General features: G+C 64.3%; 19 protein-coding genes. 11 read left to right on the plus strand and 8 right to left on the minus strand.

Annotated elements, in window-relative coordinates; translation table 11 throughout:
- Nucleotides 1–248 precede the first annotated feature (248 nt).
- A complete protein-coding gene (locus tag IVB24_RS07225; protein ID WP_247772551.1) occupies nt 249–1,907 on the plus strand; it encodes an HWE histidine kinase domain-containing protein in 1,659 nt (552 codons plus the stop codon).
- A 12-nt stretch (nt 1,908–1,919) separates the two neighbouring features.
- Here the strand turns inward: IVB24_RS07225 and IVB24_RS07230 are convergent, their stop codons facing one another.
- The 5 genes from IVB24_RS07230 to IVB24_RS07250 form a co-directional block, all read right to left on the minus strand.
- Complete coding sequence (locus tag IVB24_RS07230; RefSeq protein WP_247772552.1) at nt 1,920–2,534, minus strand: TetR/AcrR family transcriptional regulator; 615 nt, start codon at nt 2,532–2,534, stop codon at nt 1,920–1,922.
- Nucleotides 2,535–2,636: 102 nt separating this feature from the next.
- Nucleotides 2,637–3,779, minus strand: coding sequence for an OpgC domain-containing protein (locus IVB24_RS07235; RefSeq protein WP_247772553.1), 1,143 nt, complete (start codon nt 3,777–3,779; stop codon nt 2,637–2,639).
- A 186-nt stretch (nt 3,780–3,965) separates the two neighbouring features.
- Complete coding sequence (locus IVB24_RS07240; RefSeq protein WP_140481241.1) at nt 3,966–4,421, minus strand: hypothetical protein; 456 nt, start codon at nt 4,419–4,421, stop codon at nt 3,966–3,968.
- 93 nt (nt 4,422–4,514) lie between these two features.
- Nucleotides 4,515–4,886, minus strand: a complete 372-nt coding sequence (locus tag IVB24_RS07245; RefSeq protein ID WP_247772554.1) for a DUF883 family protein — start codon at nt 4,884–4,886, stop codon at nt 4,515–4,517.
- Nucleotides 4,887–4,964: 78 nt separating this feature from the next.
- Nucleotides 4,965–6,077: an AI-2E family transporter gene (locus IVB24_RS07250; RefSeq protein WP_247772555.1), complete on the minus strand. Its 1,113-nt coding sequence runs from the start codon at nt 6,075–6,077 to the stop codon at nt 4,965–4,967.
- Between the two features lie 209 nt (nt 6,078–6,286).
- On the opposite strand from IVB24_RS07250, the gene IVB24_RS07255 reads away from it, so the two are divergent.
- From IVB24_RS07255 to IVB24_RS07265, 3 genes are all read left to right on the plus strand, one after another.
- The gene (locus IVB24_RS07255; protein ID WP_247772556.1) at nt 6,287–7,057 is read left to right on the plus strand and encodes a L,D-transpeptidase; all 771 of its coding nucleotides are present in this window, start codon (nt 6,287–6,289) and stop codon (nt 7,055–7,057) included.
- Between the two features lie 11 nt (nt 7,058–7,068).
- Nucleotides 7,069–7,716: a DUF2865 domain-containing protein gene (locus IVB24_RS07260; RefSeq protein ID WP_247772557.1), complete on the plus strand. Its 648-nt coding sequence runs from the start codon at nt 7,069–7,071 to the stop codon at nt 7,714–7,716.
- Between the two features lie 388 nt (nt 7,717–8,104).
- Nucleotides 8,105–8,260 (plus strand): Thivi_2564 family membrane protein, encoded by a 156-nt coding sequence (locus IVB24_RS07265; protein WP_007599832.1) that lies wholly within the window; start codon nt 8,105–8,107, stop codon nt 8,258–8,260.
- Nucleotides 8,261–8,328: 68 nt separating this feature from the next.
- Here the strand turns inward: IVB24_RS07265 and IVB24_RS07270 are convergent, their stop codons facing one another.
- The 3 genes from IVB24_RS07270 to cysD all read right to left on the minus strand — a co-directional run bounded on the left by IVB24_RS07270 (nt 8,329) and on the right by cysD (nt 13,586).
- Nucleotides 8,329–10,494 carry a malate synthase G gene (locus IVB24_RS07270; RefSeq protein WP_247772558.1) on the minus strand — a complete coding sequence of 722 codons (2,166 nt, stop codon included), beginning with the start codon at nt 10,492–10,494 and terminating at the stop codon, nt 8,329–8,331.
- Nucleotides 10,495–10,852: 358 nt separating this feature from the next.
- Nucleotides 10,853–12,769, minus strand: coding sequence for an adenylyl-sulfate kinase (gene cysC / locus IVB24_RS07275; protein WP_247772559.1), 1,917 nt, complete (start codon nt 12,767–12,769; stop codon nt 10,853–10,855).
- A 22-nt stretch (nt 12,770–12,791) separates the two neighbouring features.
- Entirely contained in the window at nt 12,792–13,586 is a 795-nt protein-coding gene (gene cysD / locus IVB24_RS07280; protein ID WP_094893529.1) for a sulfate adenylyltransferase subunit CysD, read from the minus strand.
- Nucleotides 13,587–13,822: 236 nt separating this feature from the next.
- On the opposite strand from cysD, the gene cysG reads away from it, so the two are divergent.
- The 7 genes from cysG to cysT all read left to right on the plus strand — a co-directional run bounded on the left by cysG (nt 13,823) and on the right by cysT (nt 20,465).
- Nucleotides 13,823–15,259, plus strand: coding sequence for a siroheme synthase CysG (cysG, locus tag IVB24_RS07285; protein ID WP_247772560.1), 1,437 nt, complete (start codon nt 13,823–13,825; stop codon nt 15,257–15,259).
- Nucleotides 15,256–15,573, plus strand: coding sequence for a DUF2849 domain-containing protein (locus IVB24_RS07290; protein WP_140481233.1), 318 nt, complete (start codon nt 15,256–15,258; stop codon nt 15,571–15,573). The genes cysG and IVB24_RS07290 overlap by 4 nt, the downstream gene beginning before the upstream one ends.
- An 11-nt stretch (nt 15,574–15,584) precedes the next feature.
- Entirely contained in the window at nt 15,585–17,240 is a 1,656-nt protein-coding gene (locus IVB24_RS07295; RefSeq protein ID WP_166468060.1) for a nitrite/sulfite reductase, read from the plus strand.
- On the plus strand, nt 17,227–17,742 hold the full coding sequence (locus IVB24_RS07300) for a DUF934 domain-containing protein (protein ID WP_247772561.1): 516 nt from the start codon (nt 17,227–17,229) through the stop codon (nt 17,740–17,742). Before IVB24_RS07295 ends, IVB24_RS07300 begins: the two co-directional genes overlap by 14 nt.
- Nucleotides 17,739–18,470, plus strand: coding sequence for a phosphoadenylyl-sulfate reductase (locus IVB24_RS07305; RefSeq protein ID WP_247772562.1), 732 nt, complete (start codon nt 17,739–17,741; stop codon nt 18,468–18,470). Before IVB24_RS07300 ends, IVB24_RS07305 begins: the two co-directional genes overlap by 4 nt.
- 120 nt (nt 18,471–18,590) lie before the next feature.
- Entirely contained in the window at nt 18,591–19,592 is a 1,002-nt protein-coding gene (locus IVB24_RS07310; protein ID WP_247772563.1) for a sulfate ABC transporter substrate-binding protein, read from the plus strand.
- An 87-nt stretch (nt 19,593–19,679) separates the two neighbouring features.
- A complete protein-coding gene (cysT, locus tag IVB24_RS07315) occupies nt 19,680–20,465 on the plus strand; it encodes a sulfate ABC transporter permease subunit CysT (protein WP_244621258.1) in 786 nt (261 codons plus the stop codon).
- Nucleotide 20,466 lies beyond the last annotated feature (1 nt).

The following is a 20,466-nucleotide window of genomic DNA, read 5'->3' on the forward strand; positions in this document are numbered from 1 at the left end:
CGGGGCCGCAACCGCGGAACAAATTTCGGACACGGCGATTGACTACCTCCGGAGTCCGGGCAAGTCGTCCCGGTCAGACCATCGGACGGACGGATTAAGCTTTTCAGGCGACCCACGTTGCGTACCGATGTCTCCTCCTTCATTATCTCTGCCAGCGGGGTTCACCCCGTTTCGGCAGGTGGCCGTTCGAGCGGCGTTGATATGCTCCTTGTTTATTGCCGACCTCCTGCTTTCGCCTGAGTAGTCGCGTGGTCCGGCTGGGTTTCATCATCGGTTTCATTGCTCTGCTCGGAGCCTTGCTCTCCGGGCTTGCGGCCTATCGCGTCCACGACCAGGAGCTGGCGCTGGATCGGATCGCGCTCGCGCGTGCGATCGACGTTCACGCCAGCCTGGTGCAGGACCGGCTCACTGAGCGCGAACTGCTCGCCCGTGTTGCCTCAGGCCTGTTCCGCGCGCCATCGGTGATCAAGCCGAACATGCTGGAGCCGCTGCGCTCGGCCATCTACGCCTTCAAGACCGATTTCGTGGTAGCCGGCTGGATCGCCCGGCTGAAGCCGAACGAGCTCACGGCGGCGCAGACCGCCATTGCCGGCGCCGGCTTCCCGAATCCCACCATCCGTACCTATGACGACAAGCCGATCAATCCGGCCGAGATCACCCAGCCGATCGACGTGCTGCTGGATCTCGAGCCGCGCAGCGACGAGACCAAGGCTCTGCCGGGCCGAAGTTACGACCAGGATCCGGTTCGCGGCGCCATGCTGACGCGCGCCCGGATCGAGAAAAGGTCGGTGGCCTCGGACCCGATTCCGCTGTTGCGCGGCAACGGGCCGGTCGGGATCATCGTGGCAGCCCCCGTCATTCCCGAGGGTGCGACCGAGCCGGCCGGGTTCGTCACGTTTTCCTACGAACTCGCCTCGCTGATGCTGACCAATGACGACATGTCCCTGTTCTCGGTTGCGCTCAGGGATCCGCGCAAGGAAGGCGTCGAGCTGATTGCCAACGACCAGGGCGTGGTTTCGACGCGCAGGGCGGCGGTGGACGGACCGGCGCCGTCGGCAACGCGCACGGTGAGCTTCGGTGGCCGTGATTGGCAGCTCGGCTATTATGCCAAGGCCAACTCGGCGCGTCGCGCCGAGCAGACCGCGATCATCGTGGCTGCGATCGGTTTTGCGATCACTGCGATGGTGTGCGGCCTGTTTGGCTATGTCGCCTACAACAATCTGCGGCTCAGCCGGGAAATCCAGGTCCGAATCGGCTTCGAGCGCCGCCTGACCGCGGTGATCGACGAGCTCAACCATCGGGTCAAGAATATCCTCGCGGTGATCCAGTCGATCGTGACGCGCACCTTGCGTCACGGCGCCGACATCGACGGCGCGCGCGAGCTGCTGATCGGCCGCATTCACGCCATGTCCAACGTGGTCTCGCTGCTCAGCGAGAGCCAGTGGCAGGGCGTCAAGCTGAAGGGCCTGTTCGAAGCGCGCGCCATCCCGCACGCCGACCGCATCGCCGTCACGGGTCCTGATATCGCGGTCAGTGCGCGCGCGGCGCAGAGCCTCTCGCTGCTGTTCTTCGAACTTGCCTCGCATTCCGACGAGGGCCTGTCGCTGGTTGGAAAGCATCCGCACATCACGGCCAGCTGGACGGTGACGGGCGACGGCACCGACGAGATCTTCCATTTCCGCTGGGAGGAGCTCAACACCAGCGAGGCGACGCGCCGCCCTGATTCCGATTTCGGCCTGATCCTGCTCGACCGTGTCGCGCCCGAGGCGCTCGGCGGCACCGCCAAGCGCTATTTCACCGACGCTTCCTATGTCTACGAGCTGACCGCTCCGATGGAGACGGTCGTCGACATGACCGAGCGCGATCGCACGGACAAGATCTCGGCGCCGGTGCGGCCCGCGCGATAGCTAACCCTTGGGTTAACCCTTGGGCCGCAACACCAGGTCGACCAGATTGCGGGCGTAGGCCGGCGTGATCGGCGCGATGCCGAAGACGTAGCGGTAGAACAAGCTGCCATAGATCGCGTCGTAGAGATCCTCAGCCGGCCCGTCGGCCAGGATGCTGCCGTCGTTCTGCCCCGCCGCAATCATCTCGACCAGCGCGTCGCGACGGAATTGCAGATAGCGGGCGTAGAACAGCTCGGCGGAGCCGGTCCTGGAAATGCATTCGGAGATGACGGCGAGCTGAACCTTGCCGAACTCGCCCTGGAGCGCTTCGGCGTAGGCCGCGGCATGGCGGCGGGCGCGCGCGGCGGGATTGCCGGAGCTCACCGGGGGCAGCGGCAGCATCTGCGCGGCATGTTGAAGAAAGGCGTCGATCAAGAGCGCTTCGCGGGATGGCCACCATTTGTAGATCGTCATCTTGGAGACGCGGGAATGGCGGGCGACTGCGTCGATGGTGGTGGCGGCAAGGCCGGTGGAAGCCATCAGCGCATAGGCGCTTTCGAGAATGGCATTGCTGGTCTCGATCGATCTCGGCCGGCCGCGCCGGGGGGCGCTGTCGGCCCCGTCACCCCCGCCATTCGCCGTCACCACGCCCGGTCTCCTCGCCAAATCGCTCCTGCTCGGGATAGCGCAGCCTCATCGGCCGGCCTAGGGGAAATCACAAGGCGTATGCGCTAACGCACGATGAGATATCTAGGCCTGCTGCCGCAAGGCGGTTGGCAGATCCTGCCACTTCGACCAAGCGACGTAATAAGCCACCGCGGTCATCGCGGCGAAGCCGGCAAGGCTCACGACGATCTGCATCGCCACCAGATTGGCGCTGGTGATCAGGATGAGATGGCCGGCGAACGACAGGAACACGCCGACGCAGAACACGGCGAGCCATTCCTCGCCGCATCTGATCACTGCCTGGAGCGGCTTCAACCGCAGGCCGGGGTGATCGGCTGGAACGAGATGGGTCGCCAGAAAGGTGAGCGCGAGGAAGTGAACCACGCGATAGGGGGCGAGGTTTTCCTTGTCGGTCGGCGCGATGCTGTCGAGGAGGAGGTCCGGCAAATAAGCCGACATTGCCGACGAATGGCGCAGCAAGGTGATGGCCATCGCGAAGATGAGATAGGTGCCGGCGAGAATCCGCAGCCAGGGCATGTCGCGTAACGCGCGCCCGGGCGCGCCTGTCACGGCAAACCAACCCCCGAACACCATCAGCATCTGCCAGCACAGCGGATTGAAGGTCCATTCCTGGTCCGGATAGACCCGAAAATTCCAGTCGAACCAGCGTGCGGCAACATACAACGCGACCGATGCCGCCAGGGTCAGGTTCGGCCGTCGCAACAGGCCCCACAGCGCGAAGGGAAAGAACGCCATCAGCGGGATCATCAATTGCAGGAGGTCGAGGTTCAGCGGCTCCTCCTGGAGCATGAGGCCGCGGACCAGGATCCGCAGCGGATGCTCGAGAATGCCGGAGATGTTGTATTCGTGGATGATCTCCGGCGCCATCGATTGCGAGGCGACGTAGGTGATGGTGGCGATATAGATCACGAATAGCACGACATAGGCGGCGTAGAGCCGCCAGACCCGGCGGAAGATGCGCGTCGCCGCCACGAGGTAGTCCCGTTCAAGCGCCATCCGGCCGTGGATGATGGCGACGCCGTAGCCCACGACGAACACGAACAGGTCGGCCGCGCCGCTGAAGCCGAAATTGCGCAGCGTCAGCAGATTGACGACGTTGTCGGGGATGTGGTCGACGAACACCGACCAGTTGGCGATGCCGAGTGTCAGATACAGTCTGGCGTCGTGATGGAATGCGGCGAGGTTCGCCTTGACGGACGGTTTCATTGATTAAAATAGCTTTGGGAATCAGGATGGTGCTTTTAGCGGCAACCACCTGCTCATCCGAGTAGCATTTGCGTGATGGCGGAGGACGTCCGCACCGCCTGGCGCAAAATGCTGCGCGTCCTGGGCCGAATTCCGATAGATGCGCTCCGAGGACTCACAACGAAATATTCTAACGCGCTCTTACCGCTATTCGGCCGGTTCGGCCGATGCCTCGTCCGGCACGCCGGCGCGGCTCGCCATGATGCCGAGGGCGACGCCGCCGATCGCCAGGATCGGCAATAGCCGCTTGACCCCGATGGCGCGAACGATCTGCAGTCCGGTGGCGAGCAGCATGGGGTCCGCGAGCATGCTTGGCGCCGCCGATTTCGCGGCACGCTCGGCCGCGATTTGCGCGCGCTTCTGCAACTCGCGCTTGTAGCCCCAATAAGAACCTGCCGCAGCCAGCGTCAGCAGGAAGAAGATTCCGGCGCCGGCGAGACAAGCCTGCACCGGGCCATATTTCTCCAGCACCGAGATGAAGGCGGCGGCACACAGGAAGCATGTCGTCACGAGCAGCGCGAACGCCGCGCCTGCGGCAAGCGAGGTCAGCCGCACCGCCGTGCCGGTGGATGCACTGATCCCGTCGATGATGCGCTGAAACATGGCCCTCGTTCCTCAATTCCCCTACAAGCCAAACCGTCACGGGTCGACACCGGCAATGCGCCGGTGCCGCCGTTCTACAGGCGTCCGCAAATCTCACCGGCGCCAGGCGGCACCGATCAGGAAGCCGATGCCGAGCGCTAGCCCGACGGTCGCAAGCGGCCGCTGTGTGATCGCGTCTTCGAGCGATTCCTCGATCGAGCCGTAGGCTTCCTGGGCCGCCCCCATCATTGCACTGCTGCGCTCCGACATGTCGTCGAGCGCGGTATCCATGTTATCGCGGGCCTGGCGATAGCCGCGGCGGGCCTGTTTGCTGGTGGAATTGGCAAAGGTGTTGAGGGCGTCGGTGATCTGGTCGGTGAGGGCGGCGATATCGCTTTTCACGGCTGCTACATCCTTCTCGAGGCGTTCTCTGGTGGCTTTGTCGGTCCAGTCTTTCATCCCGGCTTCGGCATTGGTCGTGGACATCGGGAGCTCCAAACTGTTGACGGCTGAGATAGCCGGAGAACGTTTCGTCTTGGGGTAAGTTCCGTTCACGGAAACCGGTCAGTCCTGCGGAAGCTGCGGCGCATCCGCCGGCATCAGATGCTCCTTCAGGATCAGCGCGACGATCAGCAGCGGCGACGACAGGAAGGCGCCCATCGGCCCCCAGAGCCAGGTCCAGAACGCGAGCGCCAGCAGCACGGCGAGCGCATTCAGCGCCAGCCGCCGCCCGATGATCATCGGCGTGACGAAATGTCCCTCCAGGAAAGTAAGGCCGCCGAAAGCGAGCGCCGCCAGCAGGCCGCCGCTGATGGTCGGGAAGGCGACCAGCCCCACCACGACCAGCACCGCGAACATGGCGACCGGCCCGATGATCGGGATGAAGTTGAGGGTCGCGGCGAGTGCGCCGAGGCCGGCGGCGTTTGGCATGCCGGTGATTGCGCAAATGAGGCCGGTGCCGACGCCGACGCCAATATTGATGAGCGTGACGGTCAAGAGGTAATTGCCGAGATGGACCTCGATCTCGTTGAGGATGCGGAGCGTGCGCAGCCGCGCATCGTGGTCGCTGAAGTTCATGATTAGCGCCCGGCGCAGGTCTCGCCAGCTCGCGATGAACAGGATCAGGGTGACGAAGAACAGCAGGAATTCGGTAAAGGTCGGTGACAGGAATTCCAGCGTCGGCTGGACCCACTCGAATTTCGGCATCTGGAAGCTCGGCAGCCCTTCCGAGCCGCCGACCATGACCTGCAGCTCGCGCCACAGCGCCAGCGGCCGGTCGAACACGTGCAGCTTGTCCTTCAATTGCGCGCCGAGCTCGGGCAGGCGCGAGCTCCATTCCATCACAGGTGAGGCGATCAGCGCGATGACGAAGGCAACCAGGGCGGTCACGGCGATTACGATCAGCGCGGCGCCCAATCCGCGCGGCACCTTGTGGTTTTCCAGGAAGGTCGCCGCCGGTGACAGCATGGTGCCGACGACGAAGGCCATCACCACCGGCAGGAAAAATGCCCTGCCGACATAGAGCACGGTGACGATGGCGATCAGCAGGAGGCCGGCAAGCGCGAGGGCCACGAATTCGGTGCGGCGGATAACCGGCGGGATCTCGGAATGACTGTCGGGAAGCGGACTGCCTTCGCTGCTGCCGGTCGTCAAACGTTCACTGGGAAGGACACGCACAATATCTCTCCCGCACGGGAGCCTCGATCCGCGCGCCCATCGACGCGGTGATAATGCGCGAGTGGCAAAGCGGTTCCATCGCGCCTTCGTGATTACGTCCTCGCTTGACCGTGACTGGGATGCCGCGTGCAGGGCCGGAACTTGAATCGCCCCCGCGGCGTTTGTTCGCAAGCGCATCTCCCTGATGCACGCATCCAACGGGGCAGCACATGACCAGGTCCTCCACAGTCCGTCGCAGCTTCTCGCCGCGCGCCGCCGCCTTCGCCTTCGCAACCACTCTGCTTACGGTGCCGTTTGCCGGCGCGAGCGCGCAGACACTTGGCTACGCGCCGATGCAGCAACAGGCCTATCCGCAGGACCAGGGTTACGCCCAGGGCTACGTCAACGACGCGCCGCAGGCGGCTGACGAGGATGCCCAACTGCCCGATCGCCTGCGCAAGCAGATCGTCGGCTTCGACCGCAGCGAGCCGGCCGGTACCATCGTCATCGACACCAACAACACCTATCTCTATTACGTGCTCGGCAACGGCCGCGCGATCCGTTACGGCGTCGGCGTCGGCCGGGAAGGCTTCACCTGGTCCGGCGTGCAGAGCGTCAGCCGCAAGGCGGAGTGGCCGGACTGGCGTCCGCCGGCCGAGATGATCGCGCGCCAGCCTTATCTGCCGCGCTTCGTCGCCGGCGGTCCCGGCAACCCGCTCGGGGCGCGTGCGATGTATCTCGGCTCCAGCGAATACCGTATCCACGGCACAAACGATCCCTCCACGATCGGCAAGTTCGTCTCTTCCGGTTGCATCCGCATGACCAACGAAGACGTCACCGACCTGTTCGGCCGCATCAATGTCGGCGCCAAGGTCGTGGTGCTGCCGAAGAACGCGCCGCTGATGGCCAAGGGCGGCGACCCCGTGCGCAAGCGTCCGGCCATGACGGCGCTACCCTCTGGCCGGCAGGCGCTGAACGTTACGACGACCGCCGTGAACTAAGAGTGAGTCATATGAGCAGACGCCTGATTGGCAAAGTGGCTGGTGGAACGGCGATCATGGTCGTTGTCTCCGCCGGTCTGGCCTTCGCACCATCGGCACATGCGGAAGATTTTTTCTCGGCGCTGTTCGGTGGGTTCGGAGCGCGGCCTCCACAGATCCGGACGCCGTTCCCCGGTGATGACATGCCGCGGTATGACGCCCCGCGACAGCGCGCCGCCCATGGCGGCGGCACGGCCTATTGCGTACGGGGCTGCGACGGCCGCTACTTCCCGGCGCAGGGCAACGATGCCGAGAGCAAGGCGCAATCCTGCAAGAGTTTCTGCCCCACGTCCGAGACTTCGCTGGTTTATGGCGGCGATATCGACGACGCCACCACCGACAAGGGAAAGCCCTATTCCGAGCTGCCTAACGCGTTCCGCTATCGCAACGAAATCGTTGCGGGCTGTACCTGCAATGGCAAGGACGCGGTCGGGCTTGCATCGGTGAAGATCGAGGACGATCCCACCCTGCGCAAGGGCGATATCGTCGCCGGCGCGAACGGCCTCGTGGTCGCCAGCCGTAACGCCAACGACCGCCGCGGCGTCGCGATGAATTTCTCGCCGCTACCCGACTCGGTGCGCGCCAGATTCCGGCAAGTCCCGGTGGTGGCGAAGGAATAGGGAACTGCTTCTACGTCGTCCTGGCGCAAGCGGGGGCGGCTCGAAGCGCGTTGCTCCAGCCTGGCTCATGTTGCCGCGAATCTTCACGAGATAATGCGTCCGCGGACTATGCCAATCCCTGCACAGTGAAGTCGGTCTCGCGGGCCCAGGTGACCGCGCGGCTGGCGATGCCTGCCGCATGCGCGGCCTGCTGGCGGATGCCGTTCGAGGCAGATCGTTCTTCGACGGCGGCGGGACGCTCTCAGCGCTTGCAGAATTACGCATCTCGCATTGCAATAAGCGCAAAAATTCGAAAAACTCAAATGTTTGAACAGGTTGCCAAACTGGAACCTCGTCCCGGGTCCGGATGTTGAGTCGTCAGTCGCAATCGCCTGAAGGGGGCAATCCAATGCTGGTCGGCGTACTCGTCACCTTTCTCGTCGTTATTCTGGTCCTTTATCTCATCAACATGTTGCCGATGGACGGCCGCGCCAAGCAGATTGCGCGCGTCGTCGTCATCATCATCGGCATCGTGTCGCTGCTGAAATATCTCGCTGTGTTTTAGCGAGTCCGCTCGGTATCAAAGAAAAAAGCCCCGGTTTGCGCCGGGGCTTTTTGACCTTGTGGCTTGGGTCAGCCGAGTGCCTTGGCCTCGCGGCGGCGCGCGGTGAGGATGTATTCGGTGTAGCCGTTCGGCTGCTCGCGGCCCTTGAAGACGAGGTCGCAGGCGGCCTTGAAGGCTGTGCCGTCGAAGGCGGGCGCCATCGGCTTGTAGATGGCATCGCTGGCATTCTGCTTGTCGACCACGACGGCCATGCGCTTGAGCGATTCCATCACCTGCGCCTCGGTGATCACGCCCTGGTGCAGCCAGTTGGCGAGATGCTGGCTGGAGATGCGCAAGGTGGCGCGGTCTTCCATCAGGCCGACATCGTGGATGTCAGGCACCTTGGAACAGCCGACGCCCTGGTCGATCCAGCGCACGACGTAGCCCAGAATACCCTGGCAGTTGTTGTCGATCTCCTGCTTGACGTCGTCGGGTGCCCAGTTCGACTTCGACACCGGAATGGTGAGGATGTCTTCGAGCTTTGCGCGCGGCCCGCCCTTGGTCAGCTCCTGCTGGCGCGCGATGACGTTGACCTGGTGGTAGTGCAGCGCGTGCAGCGTTGCGGCGGTCGGTGAGGGCACCCAGGCCGTGGTGGCGCCGGCCTGCGGATGGCCGAGCTTCTGCTGCAACATGTCCGCCATCTTGTCTGGCGCGGCCCACATGCCCTTGCCGATCTGGGCATGACCGGGCAAGCCACAGGTCAGGCCCATGTCGACGTTCCAGTCCTCATAGGCCTTGATCCAGGCCTGCGCCTTCATCTCGTTCTTGCGGATCATCGGGCCCGCTTCCATCGACGTGTGGATCTCGTCGCCGGTGCGGTCGAGGAAGCCGGTGTTGATGAACATGATGCGCTTGGAGGCGCGCTGGATGCAGGCCTTGAGGTTGACGGTGGTGCGCCGCTCCTCGTCCATGATGCCGACCTTGAGCGTGTTCTCGGGCAGCGACAGCATCTTCTCGACGCGGTCGAAGATCTCGCAGGTCAGCGATACCTCGTCCGGGCCGTGCATCTTCGGCTTGACGATATAGGCAGATCCCGTGCGGCTGTTCTTGACCTTGGAGTTGCCCTTGAGGTCGTGAATGGCGAGCAACCCCGAGACGGCGGCGTCGAGCAGGCCTTCCGGGACTTCCTCGCCCTTCTCGTCCAGCACCGCGTCGGTGAACATGTGGTGACCGCAATTGCGCATCAGCAGCAGGCTGCGGCCGTGCAGCTTGACCTCGCCCTTGCCGTCGGGCGTCTTGTAGCTGCGGTCGGCGTTGAGCGAGCGCGTCAGCGTCTTGCCGCCTTTCTCAAAGTCCGCCGACAGCGTGCCGTTCATCAGGCCGAGCGTGTTGCGGTAGACCAGCACCTTGTCCTCGGCATCGACCGCGGCGACCGAGTCTTCCATGTCGAGAATGGTGGAGACCGCGGACTCCATGACCATGTCGGCGACGCCGGCCGGATCGTCCTTGCCGATCGCGCTGCTGCGGTCGATCTTGACCTCGACATGCAGTCCATTGTTGGCGAGCAGCACGGCGCTCGGGGAAGCCGCATCGCCCTGGAAGCCGGCGAACTGCGCCGCGTTCTTCAGCGCGGTAGCGTTGCCGCTCTTCAGCTTCACCGCGAGCTGGCCCGCGACGACGCTGTAGGCGGTGACGTCGGTGTGGCTGCCGGTCGCGAGCGGCACGGCGGCGTCGAGGAACGCCTTGGCCTTGGCGATCACCTTGTCGCCGCGCGCTTTGTTGTAGCCCTTGCCGCTCTCGGAAGGATCGTGCGGGATCGCGTCGGTGCCGTAGAAGGCGTCATAGAGCGAGCCCCAGCGCGCGTTCGCGGCGTTGAGCGCGTAGCGCGCATTGGTGAGGGGAACGACGAGTTGCGGTCCGCAGATCTTGCCGATCTCCTCATCGACATTGGCGGTCTCGACCTTCTGGGTCGCCGGCTCCGGAACGAGATAGCCGATCTCCTTCAGGAAGGCGGTGTAGGCGTTGAGGTCGAACGCCTTGCCCTTGTTGGCGCGGTGCCAGTCGTCGATCTTGGCCTGCAGCGTGTCGCGGAATGCGAGCAACGACCTATTCTGCGGCCCCAGCTCCTTGATGATGGCAGCGAGTCCGGCCCAGAACGCGTCCGGCGCGATCCCCGTTTTCGGGGTCGCTTCCTTGGCGATGAAATCGAACAGGACGGGAGCGATCTTCAATCCGTGGGCGTCGACGCGTTTCATGATGGGCTTTCTTGTTGGAGATGGCTGTTTTTGGCTGCTTTTGACCCGACAGCAGCAAAATGCGTCCATGAAGGACGGCTTTCAGGGCCCTATTAGCCCCAAAATCGGGGCGGTGAGAAGACCCCTAAAGGTTTGTCAAAATGTCAAGGAGAGTGGGGCGGCCCCACGCACAGCTGTCATTCCCCGCGACCCGGCTACGCCAAGGCTTCGCCGGGGTCGAGCTCCAGGGGCGCCGAAGCTTCAGCGTAGGCGGCAGGCGGGGAATCCAGTACGCCGCGGCTTCTCTGAATCCCCACGCGGTCTCTGGAATATGGGTCGCCCGGTCAAGCCGGGCTACGACAGCGGGAGTAGCACAGACTCAAATATTCGCGGCGAGGTCCACGACCTCGTCGAACAGCACACCGGTCGTCTTCAGCATCTGCTCGATCTCGTGGACCGCATCGGCGACATTCCGTGTCGAGGTGTCGATCACGAGCTCGGCTGCCTGCGGTGCTTCGTAGTCGTTGCCGATGCCGGTGAACGACGCCAGCGCGCCGGCGCGGGCCTTCTTGTAGTGCCCCTTGGGATCGCGATCCTCGCAGACTTCTGCCGGTGTCGCGACGTGGATCTCACGGAACGCTGTGTCGGCGATGCGGCGCGCGGCGGCGCGGTCCTCGCGCGCGGGCGAGACCGCCGCGACGATCGCGATGTGGCCGTTGCGCGCGAGATGCGTCGCGACTTCGGCGAGGCGGCGGATGTTCTCGCTGCGATCGGCCGCAGAGAAGCCGAGATCGCTGTTGAGCCCGGCGCGCAGCGTGTCGCCGTCGAGCAGGACCGGCGAGCCGCCATTGCTGAACAGCCGCCGCTCCAGAGCCTTGGCGAGCGTCGACTTGCCCGAGGCCGGCAGACCGGTGAGCCAGACCACGGCGCCGTTGTGCTGATAACGCGCGGAGCGTTCGTCGGGGCGAAGCGCGGATTCGACCGGCACGATGTCGACCGGTACGGCGCGCTGGCCGGCATCGACCGACAGCACGAGGCCGCCGCCGGCGATGCGCCCCGAGACTTCGATCACGAGGCGTCCGGTTCGCGGATTTTCGGTGTAGGGATCGGTGGCAATCGGATTCGACAGCGAGATGTCGATCTCGCCGACATGATTGCGGCCGATCGCCTTGTTCTCGACGCTCGACAATTCGCCGGGATCGACCGCCTTCTCGATTTCCACCACGGTGGCGCGGCTTTCCTTCGGCCCCGACCGAACCAGCAACTGGTCGCCCTTGGCGAGCGGCTTGTCGTGCAGCCAGAAGATGCGGGCGCGCAGCCGCCGCGTCTCGCGCGGGGCAGCGCTCACATGCGCGATGATGTCGCCGCGCTCGATGAACAATTCGCGGTCGAGCGTGATGCCGACCGAGCGGCCCGCGCCCTGCCGTCCCGCCACCGGCGTCACCGGCCAGCTTTCGACAGTCTTGATCTTCGCGATCTTGCCGGCCGGCATGATCACGATCTCGTCGCCGGCAATGAGGCTGCCGGATTCGATCCGGCCCGCCACGATGCGGCGGTCGTCGAACTTGTAGATCGCCTGCACCGGCAGCCGCAGCGCCAGCGCTTCCAGCGGCCGAGCCGGCTCGAGGGCGTCGAGCGCCTCGACCACCGTCGGACCCTTGTACCAGCCGATCCGGTCGGTACGATCAGCAACGCCGTCGCCGTCGCGCGCCGAGATCGGGATCACCGCCGTGGGCTTCACGCCGAGGCCGTTCAGATGCGCGGAAATCTCGTCGCTGATTTCCTTGAAGCGCGCGGCGGAGAAATCGACGCGGTCCATCTTGTTGACGACGATCGCGACCTGCTTCACGCCGAGCAGATGCAGGAGATAGCCGTGCCGCCGCGTCTGGTCGCGCACGCCTTCGAGCGCGTCGATGATGAGTACCGCGCCGTCGGCCTGCGAGGCGCCGGTGATCATGTTGCGCAGGAATTCAGCGTGGCCGGGCGCGTCGATCAGCACGATGTCGCGCGAATTGGTGCGAAAGCGGATCTGCGTGGTGTCGATGGTGATGCCCTGGTCGCGCTCCGTCTGCAGCGCGTCGAGCAGGAACGACCATTCGAACGGCATGCCGCGCCGCGCGCTGACGGCCTTGAGCATTTCCAGCTTGCCGTCGGGCAGGCTGCCGGTCTCGTGCAAGAGACGGCCGACCAGCGTCGATTTGCCATGGTCGACATGGCCGACGATGACGATGCGGACCTGCGGACGCGTGGTGCCGTTCGGGGTCGCGGGCGAAGCGGGGGTGACGATCATGTTCATGGCCGCGTTGCGTCCTCAGGAATCAGAGATAGCCGGCGACGCGCAGACGCTCGAAGGCGTCCTCGGTCTCGTGGTCGAGCGCACGGCCGGCACGTTCCGGCACCTTGGTCTGCTCGAGCTCGATCAGGATCTCGTCGATATTGGACGCGGTCGACGCGACCGGGTTGGTGATGTCCTGATCCCCCAGCGAGCGATAGCGCTTGCCGTCCTTGGCGAGATACAGCGGGATGATCGGGATGTTCTCCCGCTTGGTGTAGGCCCAGATGTCGGCTTCGGTCCAATGCAGGATCGGATGGATACGCAAATGCGCGCCCTGCGGCGGCGAAGCGTTGAAATGGTCCCAGAATTCCGGCGGCTGATCGCGCACGTCCCAATTGCCTTCGAGGCCACGCGGCGAGAACACGCGCTCCTTGGCGCGCGTTGCCTCCTCGTCTCGGCGGATGCCGGCGATCAGGCCGTCGAAGCCGTATTTGGCGAGCGCCATCTTGAGGCCTTCGGTCTTGCGCGCAGCGGAGCGGGCAGCCGGCGGCAGCGTCGGATCGACGGCATCGATGGGCGGGCAGGGCTCGACGCGCAGATCGAGTTCCCATTCTTTGCCGTAGTGATCGCGAAAGCGGTACATCTCCGGAAATTTCTTGCCGGTGTCGACATGCAGCGCCGGGAACGGCACGCGGCCGAAGAACGCCTTTCGCGCCAGCCAGATCATGACGTTGGAGTCCTTGCCGAGCGACCACAGCAGGGCGATCTTCTTCAAACGGGCAAATGCCTCGCGAAGGATGTAGATGCTCTGCGCCTCCAACTGATCGAGATGGTCCATGCTGGGGGCGGTCTGCGCGACCGGAATTTGCTTGGAAACGGGAGCGGTGAAGCCCAGCCCATCTGCGCCGGAATCGGACCTGAGAAGATGCATCTCTGCCACTTTGCGTCTGGAGGCGAAAATTCTATAGTTGCGGTGCGCAATAGAAGAAAAAATTTTCTCTTTGCGCGCTCGAAACGACACATATATAGAAAATAATTCCAGTCAACCCCGGATGTTGGGGAAGCGGGTATCGCATGCGGTTCTTGCCGGTGTTTCTCGATCTCAAGGCCGGTCCGGTGGTCCTCATCGGCGCGGGTGAGCTTTTGCGTGCCAAGCTGCGCGTGCTCTCTGCGGCCGGTGCGCGTCTCCGCGTGCATGCGATCGATGGCAATCAGGACCTGGGTCTGAACTCCGAGGACGCGGCGCGCACCGATATCGCGACGGGGGATCCGCTTACGGCTGATCTTGCAGGCGTCATAGCTGTGGTCTGCGCCGGCGCAGGCGATGTCGGTGTGGCGATGTCGGCTCGCGCCAAGGCGCTCGGCCTGCCCGTCAACGTCATGGACGATCTCGAACATTCCAGCTTCATCTTTCCGGCGATCGTGGATCGCGGCGATGTCGTGGTCGCGGTCGGCACCGGCGGCACTTCGCCCGTCGTGGCACGGCGCGTGCGTGAGAAGATCGAGGCGCTGCTGCCCGCCCGTATTGGTGAGCTCGCCGAGTTCATCGGCGGCTTCCGTAAATCCGTCAACGAGCGCATCGCCGAGTTTCCGTTGCGCCGCCGGTTCTGGGAGCGCGTCATCGACGGCTCGATCGGCGCCGCCGTGCTCGGCGGTCGCAGGAGCGAGGCGGATGCTGCGCTCAAGGCGATTGCCGATCCCTCCGATTTCGCGCGTGCCGACAAGCCGGAAGGCTCGGTCGTGCTGGTCGGTGCCGGACCCGGCGATCCCGATCTTCTCACCATCAAGGCGCTGCGCGCATTGCAGGATGCCGACATCGTCTTCCATGACGAACTGGTTTCGTCTGACATTCTCGACCGCATCCGCCGCGACACCACGCGCGTTGCCGTCGGTCGCCGTGTCGGCAAGCCCGGCATCGGCCAGGACGCCATCAACCAACGGATGATCGAGGCCGCGCAAGCCGGCCAGCGCGTGGTGCGTCTGAAGGGCGGCGATCCCTTCGTGTTCGGTCGTGGCGGTGAAGAGGTCGAAGCGCTGCGCGCGGCCGGCGTTGCCTATTCGATCATTCCCGGCATCACCGCCGGCCTTGGCGGTGCAGCCGATTTCGAGGTGCCGCTCACCTATCGTCATGAAGCCACCCGCATCACCTTCCTGACCGCGCACAAGGCGCGCGACGCGGAAGCGGTGGACTGGTCGACCTTGACCGACACCAGAATGACCGTGGTGGTCTATATGGGCATGACCGCCGCGCCCGCAGTGCGCGCCGGCCTGTTCGCTGCAGGCCGTTCGCCGGAGACGCCGGTTGGCGTGTTCGCGCGCGTGACGCGTCCCGATGCGCAAGGCGCGATCGGCACGCTGCGCGACCTTCCCGAGCTTGTGCGGCGGGTCAGCGGCGGTCCCGCCATTCTCATCATCGGCGAGGTGGTCCGGCATGCCGGCTCGCTTCGCCGCGACACCCCCGAGAAAACCCCGAAGCAAATCATCTCTGACCTATTGGATGCAGCCGAATGACCTCCCCGCTCGAACAGAAGAAGATCAAGATCGCCGGCCCCTCGGTCGTGACCGCCAACCGTACCTGGGATGGCATCGTGGTTTATCGCACCGCCGCCAAGAGCTGGTCCGCGGACCTCTCGGAAGCCGCGATCGTGCGCAACTCCGACGAGGCCAAAGCGTTGCTTGCGGAGTCCGTCGCCGATGACGTCGGCGCGATCGGTCCCTATATCGCACCGGTGCAGGTCGGCGCGGACGGCAAGATCGAACCCGGCAATCTGCGCGAACAGATCCGCCGCACCGGTGTGACCATCGGACAGTCGGCCCAGGCTTAAGGCGCTTTCCTATGTATGCTTACGACGAAATCGACCGCACGCTCGTCAACGAGCGCGTTTCGGAGTTCCGCGACCAGGTGAAGCGGCGTCTCTCCGGCGAGCTCACCGAGGACGAGTTCAAGATACTGCGGCTTCAGAACGGCGTCTATCTGCAACTGCATGCCTACATGTTCCGCGTCGCGATTCCCTACGGGACGCTGGCGTCGAACCAGCTGCGGGCGCTTGCCCACGTCGCGCGCAAATACGACCGCGGCTACGGCCACTTCACGACGCGGCAGAACATCCAGTTCAACTGGATCAAGCTCGCCGAGCTGCCGGACGCGCTGGAAGATCTCGCCGAGGTCGGCATCCATGCGATGCAGACCTCCGGCAACAACATGCGCAACGTCACGTCGGATCAGTGGGCCGGCGTCGCGCCCGGCGAGATCGAGGATCCCCGCATCTGGTCCGAGCTGATCCGCCAGCACACCACGCTGCATCCGGAATTCTCGTTCCTGCCGCGCAAGTTCAAGATCGCGATCACGGCGTCCGATCACGACCGCGCCGCGATCAAGATTCACGACATTGGTCTGCGCCTCATCAAGAACGAGAAGGGCGAGACCGGCTTCGAGGTGCTGGTCGGCGGCGGTCTCGGCCGCACGCCGTTCATCGGCAAGACCATCAAGCACTTCGTGCATGGCCGCGACATCCTCAGCTATATCGAGGCGATCCTGCGGGTCTACAACCAATACGGCCGCCGCGACAACATCTACAAGGCGCGCATCAAGATCCTGGTGCACGAGCTGGGCATCGAGAAGTTCTCCCGTGAAGTCGAGGAGGAGTGGCAGCACATCCGCAACTCCTCGCTCCAGATCGACGACGAGGTGATCGAGGACATCCGCTCGCGCTTCACCTATCCGGCCTACGAGAAGCTGCCGCACATGCCGGACGAGCTGCGGCAGGCCGCGGCCGATCCTGAGTTCGAGGCATGGCGCAAGAACTCGGTGGCGCCGCACAAGGTGCAAGGCTATTCGATCGTCACGATCTCGTTGAAGCCGATCGGCGGGCCTCCGGGCGATGCCACCGCAGAGCAGATGGATGCGCTGGCCGATCTTGCCGACAAATATTCCTTCGGCGAAATCCGCGTCGGCCACGAGCAGAACCTGGCGCTGCCCCACGTCGCCAAGCGCGATCTGCCGGCGTTGTGGAAGGCGCTCGACAAGCTCGGCCTCGCGACGCCGAACGTCAACCTGATCACCGACATTATCGCCTGCCCGGGCCTCGACTATTGCTCGCTGGCGAATGCGCGCTCGATCCCGATCGCGCAGGAATTGACGCGGCGGTTCGCCAACCACGAACTCGCCAACCTGATCGGCCGGCTCCACATCAACATCTCAGGCTGCATCAATGCCTGCGGCCATCACCATGTCGGCCATATCGGCATTCTGGGCGTCGAAAAGAATGGCGAGGAGGTCTACCAGATCACCATCGGAGGCCGCGCTGACGAGAACGCCGCGCTCGGGAACCTGATCGGGCCGGGCGTCAAGTTCGACGAGGTCGCCGACGTCGTCGAGGACATCGTGGAAGCCTATCTGGCGCTGCGCGAGCGACCGGATGAGCTGTTCATGGACACAGTGAAACGCCTCGGCGTCGAACCCTTCAAGGAGCGAGTCTATGCCACTCGTTAACGGCGGAAAGATCGCCGACGACGGCTTCGTCAAGCTGGCCGTCGACACGCCGCTGCCCCAGGGCGGCGACATCCTGGTGCCGGCCGAGCGCTTTATCGTCGAGGCCGACGCGCTGCTCAAACGCGCCGGCAAGGTCGGCGTGATCTGGCCGAACAACCGCGACATCAGCGAACTCGTGCCCTATCTTGGCAAGCTCGCCGTGGTCGCGCTGGTGTTCCCGACCTTCCGCGACGGCCGCGCCTACAGCCAGGCCCGCCTGCTGCGCGAGCGCTACAATTACCGCGGTGAACTGCGCGCCACCGGCCAGGTGCTGCGCGACCAGTTCGTGTTCATGCTGCGCGCCGGCTTCGACTCGTTCGAGGTCAAGAAGCAAGCCGACGCGGAAGCCTTCATGCAGACCGCGAAGCGTTACTCGGTGTTCTACCAGCCGACCGGCGACGGCCGCATCACGGCCTTGCACCGGCGCATGCAGTTGCGCCATTCCGAAGGTGTCGGCACGTGAACGCGATCGCGCCTCAGGTTTCGTCAGTGTCCGTTTCCGCGCTGCCCTCCGTGGCGGAGCTTCATCGCGCTTTGCGCGATGCTTCGCCCGCGGAGATCATCGCCGCGGCGCTGAAGGCTGTCGGGCGCGAGAAACTGGCGCTGGTGTCGTCCTTCGGGACGGAATCGGCGACGCTGCTGAAGGTTATGGCGGACGTCGACCCCGCGATCCCCGTTATCTTCCTCGATACCGGCTGGCTGTTCGAGGAGACGCTGGCCTATCGCGACACGTTGATCGCGACGCTTGGCCTGAAGGACGTCCGCTCGATCAAGCCGGCTGAGGAGGCGCTGTCGCGCGAGGATACCGATCGCGAGCTCTGGTTCTCCGATCCCGACGCCTGCTGCCGCATTCGTAAAGTCGAGCCGCTGGCGCGGGCACTGAAGCCGTTCTCGGCCTGGCTCAATGGCCGCAAGCGCTTCCAGGGCAATGCGAGGGCCGACATTCCCGTGGTCGAAGACGATGGCGTGCGGTTGAAGTTCAACCCCTTCGCCAACGTCTCGCGCGAGGAACTCGAAGCCATCTTCGTCCGCGCCAAATTGCCACGTCACCCCTTGGTCGCCTCCGGTTTCCGGTCGGTTGGGTGTATGCCTTGCACGAGCAGAACGGCCGAAGGCGAGGATGAGCGCGCCGGTCGCTGGCGCGGCCGGGCCAAGACAGAATGCGGCATCCACACGATGAAGACTTCGTAGCACAGCCGCGCTGCGAGCTAGCGAACAAGAAAATCCGGTTTCGTTGACTCAAACGTGTTTCGCCGCGAGTTTCGCCTTCCTTCGCTGACGCCGACGTCAGTGAAGCGAATGGAGATGGACATGATGCGCCGTATCGTTCCGCTCGCTGCAGGACTCATCGCGACGGGTTTTTTGGCAGGCGCGGCTCTCGCTGCTGACATCAACCTGCTCAACGTGTCGTATGATCCGACTCGCGAGCTCTATGCCGAATTCAACAAGGCGTTCGCGAACGCCTATCAGAAGGAAACCGGCAAGAGCGTCGAGATCAAGCAGTCGCATGGCGGCAGCGGGTCGCAGGCCCGGAGCGTGATCGACGGATTGCAGGCCGACGTGGTGACGCTCGCGCTCGCCTACGACATCGACGCGATCGCGAACAAGGGTCTCACGGCGACGGATTGGCAGAAGCGGTTGCCGCAGAACGCGTCGCCCTACACCTCCACCATCGTGTTCCTGGTGCGCAAGGGTAATCCCAAGGCGATCAAGGATTGGGATGATCTGATCAAGCCCGGCGTCGCCGTGATCACGCCCAACCCGAAGACGTCGGGTGGCGCGCGCTGGAATTATCTTGCCGCCTGGGGTTTTGCGCAGAAGAAATACGGCTCGGCCGACAAAGCCAAGGACTTTATCGGTAAGCTGTTCCAGCAGGTGCCGGTGCTGGATACCGGTGCGCGCGGCGCCACCGTGACCTTCGTCGAGCGCGGCGTCGGCGACGTCTTGCTCGCCTGGGAGAACGAAGCGTATCTCGCACTGAAGGAATTCGGTCCGGAGAAATTCGAGATCGTGGCGCCGCCGCTCTCGATCCTCGCCGAGCCGCCGGTCGCGATCGTCGACAAGGTTGCCGACAGGAAGGGCAGCCGCAACGCTGCCGATGCCTACCTCCGGTATTGGTATACGAAGGAAGGACAGGAAATTGCCGCGCGCAACTTCTACCGTCCGCGCGATGCCGAGGTTGCCAAAAAGTACGAAAATTCCTTCGCAAAGGTCGAGATGTTCACGATCGACGAATTTTTCGGCGGTTGGACCAAGGCGCAGAAGGAACATTTTGGCGACGGCGGCGTGTTCGATCAGATTTACAAGAACTGATCCGGCGCCGTCTTAGAGATGTTGACAGGGGGCCTGGTGAGCGCACTCGCAGCACGACGCCGGACATTGCCGGGCTTCGGTCTCACGATGGGGCTGACGCTTTCCTGGCTGTCGATCATCATCCTGATTCCGCTCGCCGGCCTGTTCCTGAAATCGCTCGAGCTCAGTCCCGAGCAATTCTGGAATATCCTCTCCAGCCGCCGCACTCTGAACGCGTTGCGCGTGTCCTTCGGACTCGCCTTCGCTGCGGCCTGCGTCAATCTCGTCATGGGCAGCCTCATCGTCTGGGCGCTGGTGCGCTATCGCTTCCCCGGAAGGCGGTTGTTCGACGCTATCGTCGACGTGCCCTTCGCGCTGCCGACGGCGGTCGCGGGCGTCGCGCTGACTGCGCTGTTCGCCGAGAAGGGCTGGCTGGGGGCGCCACTGGCGGCGCTCGGCATCAAGGTGGCGTTCACGCCGGTCGGCATCTTCGTCGCCATGATCTTCATCGGCATTCCCTTCGTGGTGCGCACGGTGCAGCCGGTGCTGCAGGATCTCGATCCTGAGATCGAGGAAGCCGCGGGCAGCCTCGGCGCCAGCCGCTGGCAGACCATCGTCCGCGTGATCCTGCCCTCGCTGGCGCCGGCGCTGCTCACCGGGCTCGCGCTCGCCTTCGCCCGCGCGGTCGGCGAATACGGCTCGGTGATCTTCATCGCCGGCAATCTGCCCAACGTCTCCGAGATCGCGCCGCTGCTGATCGTGATCCGCCTCTCCGAATTCCGCTATGCCGATGCAACGGCGATCGCGGTCGTCATGCTCGTCGTCTCCTTCGTCATCATCTTCGCCGTCAACCGGCTCCAGCGCTGGGCGCAGAGCCGGATTCCGGTGCGTTGAG

It is taken from the genome of Bradyrhizobium sp. 192 (assembly GCF_023100965.1).
Classification (GTDB): Bacteria; Pseudomonadota; Alphaproteobacteria; order Rhizobiales; family Xanthobacteraceae; genus Bradyrhizobium; species Bradyrhizobium symbiodeficiens.

Coding starts and splice junctions, on each gene's coding strand:
- IVB24_RS07235 (WP_247772553.1), bottom strand. CDS start 3,779: ATGAAACCGTCCGTCAAGGCGAACCTCGCCGCATTCCATCACGACGCC.
- IVB24_RS07240 (WP_140481241.1), bottom strand. CDS start 4,421: ATGTTTCAGCGCATCATCGACGGGATCAGTGCATCCACCGGCACGGCG.
- IVB24_RS07245 (WP_247772554.1), bottom strand. CDS start 4,886: ATGTCCACGACCAATGCCGAAGCCGGGATGAAAGACTGGACCGACAAA.
- IVB24_RS07255 (WP_247772556.1), top strand. CDS start 6,287: ATGACCAGGTCCTCCACAGTCCGTCGCAGCTTCTCGCCGCGCGCCGCC.
- IVB24_RS07260 (WP_247772557.1), top strand. CDS start 7,069: ATGAGCAGACGCCTGATTGGCAAAGTGGCTGGTGGAACGGCGATCATG.
- IVB24_RS07265 (WP_007599832.1), top strand. CDS start 8,105: ATGCTGGTCGGCGTACTCGTCACCTTTCTCGTCGTTATTCTGGTCCTT.
- IVB24_RS07270 (WP_247772558.1), bottom strand. CDS start 10,494: ATGAAACGCGTCGACGCCCACGGATTGAAGATCGCTCCCGTCCTGTTC.
- cysC (WP_247772559.1), bottom strand. CDS start 12,769: ATGAACATGATCGTCACCCCCGCTTCGCCCGCGACCCCGAACGGCACC.
- cysD (WP_094893529.1), bottom strand. CDS start 13,586: ATGGACCATCTCGATCAGTTGGAGGCGCAGAGCATCTACATCCTTCGC.
- cysG (WP_247772560.1), top strand. CDS start 13,823: ATGCGGTTCTTGCCGGTGTTTCTCGATCTCAAGGCCGGTCCGGTGGTC.
- IVB24_RS07290 (WP_140481233.1), top strand. CDS start 15,256: ATGACCTCCCCGCTCGAACAGAAGAAGATCAAGATCGCCGGCCCCTCG.
- IVB24_RS07295 (WP_166468060.1), top strand. CDS start 15,585: ATGTATGCTTACGACGAAATCGACCGCACGCTCGTCAACGAGCGCGTT.
- IVB24_RS07300 (WP_247772561.1), top strand. CDS start 17,227: ATGCCACTCGTTAACGGCGGAAAGATCGCCGACGACGGCTTCGTCAAG.
- IVB24_RS07310 (WP_247772563.1), top strand. CDS start 18,591: ATGATGCGCCGTATCGTTCCGCTCGCTGCAGGACTCATCGCGACGGGT.
- cysT (WP_244621258.1), top strand. CDS start 19,680: ATGGGGCTGACGCTTTCCTGGCTGTCGATCATCATCCTGATTCCGCTC.